At 26.8% G+C, this 1,633-nt stretch carries 1 protein-coding gene and 1 pseudogene; both read left to right on the top strand.

What is annotated here, in order from left to right:
- Positions 1–699 (top strand): annotated as a pseudogene (locus ES044_RS18680) (hypothetical protein); the annotation flags it as partial.
- A gap of 153 nt (positions 700–852) precedes the next feature.
- Positions 853–1,371: a hypothetical protein gene (locus ES044_RS18195; RefSeq protein ID WP_147187470.1), complete on the top strand. Its 519-nt coding sequence runs from the start codon at positions 853–855 to the stop codon at positions 1,369–1,371.
- The last annotated feature ends 262 nt before the right edge of the window (positions 1,372–1,633 follow it).

Raw genomic sequence — 1,633 nt, 5'->3', positions numbered from 1 at the left:
TCGAAAAAGCCACTACCTAAAAAAAATTACAAAATAGAGGTTTTAAATATGCGTAAAGCAGGGATAGAAGATGATATAAACGGGCAAAATATATATTTTCAAATGTTTAATTTTAAGCAAATTCTTGTCATTAGCTCTTCTGTTAAAATTACAGATAAATCATATGATTTTAAGGAGACTAATTCAAAAAATAAAGAATACACGAAATATCTCTTTTCTCCAAAATCAGATGGAAAGTTAAAAAACGAAGGTCATTATTTAGTTAAAAATATTGACAAAGCTATTATTGAATTTAAAGTAAAACGAATTATAAATAATGGCTCATTTACTGAAAAAAAAGGAATTAAATACCGAACTACTTCTTATGAAACATTTGTTTCGTTTAAAAAAAATAATATAGACAATCTATATTATGTAGATAAAACAAAAATAAAAGCTCAAATGGAGGTATTGAAAGAAGACAAAAAAGTGTTTTACAATGTTGAATATTTATGGATAACCTTAAATAAAACTGAAAAAGAAGTTGATAAAAATGTATCTGTTAAGAAAGATATTTTTAAGTTAAAAAAGTCATTTAATGCAGATTTCTGGAATAAACAAAAGTATTTATTACTTACAAATGAAATGTCTAAATTCCTAAAAGATTTGGAAAGTTCGAAAAATGAATTTAAGACCATTACGAATATAAAAAAGGAATAAATACTGTGGGCAACACCGTATAAACTTTATTGCTGGTAATAGCTTACTTACGAAAGTCCTCGCGGACTTTCTTGGTTAGTAATTATTTATTAACTTTACTGCTTAACCATCGCAACAAAGCTTATACAAACACGTTGTGGGTAATTAAAAAAAATGAAGAAAATACTAACCATAATATTTACTGGAATCTTAATTACAGTTAATGCTCAATCAGTTGAATTGAATGACATTAAATTGAACGGAAAAATTCCTTACGAAATTAATATCAACACATTAAAATCCTCGATAAGAAAAATTGACAGTATTAAATCAATTCCTGAGTTAATGGACATGTCGACCGCTGATTCATTAATTTATATTGGGAAAACATATTTTGAATATTTTAACGATTCAAAAAAATGCACACTGAACGTGGTATATTTTGACGAGAAAATAACGGAATTTAATATTGGAAAATTAAAATTGACAAATAAAACAACCGAAAAAGACATTTCTGAATATTTCAAACCTAATTGTAACTCAACTGAATTTATTGATATATTTGGAGAGATTGAAAAATACAAGACTTGTGGAGTTTCATTAACTTTAAACGGAAAATTAACAGATAATCAATTACTGTTTTTCTTTTTGAATGGAAAATTAAAACGAATTGACTTTTGGGAACCGAGTTAAAAAAACTACCCACAACACCGTATAAAATTAATTGCTTGGTTCTAGCCTGCTTGGAAAACCCTTCGGAATTCCCTCTAGTTCATTCCCTTTTTACTAATTTAGTTGCTTAGCCACGCAACGTAATCTTATACAAACACGTTAGGCTCAATTGCTCAAAAATTTAAAAACTCTATTCAATAATTGGAAAATAATTTCAATTTTAAATTTTTAAGGTCTTTTAAATTCGAATTTTCGGAACACTTTTTCGCTCGTCAAAATTTTC

This window comes from Polaribacter sp. IC066, assembly GCF_007997085.1.
GTDB lineage: Bacteria > Bacteroidota > Bacteroidia > Flavobacteriales > Flavobacteriaceae > Polaribacter.
This window is presented reverse-complemented; position numbering and strand designations above follow the sequence as displayed.

Bases quoted from the DNA above. Each gene is read 5' to 3' on its own strand.
- ES044_RS18195 (WP_147187470.1), top strand. From the start codon at position 853: ATGAAGAAAATACTAACCATAATATTTACTGGAATCTTAATTACAGTT.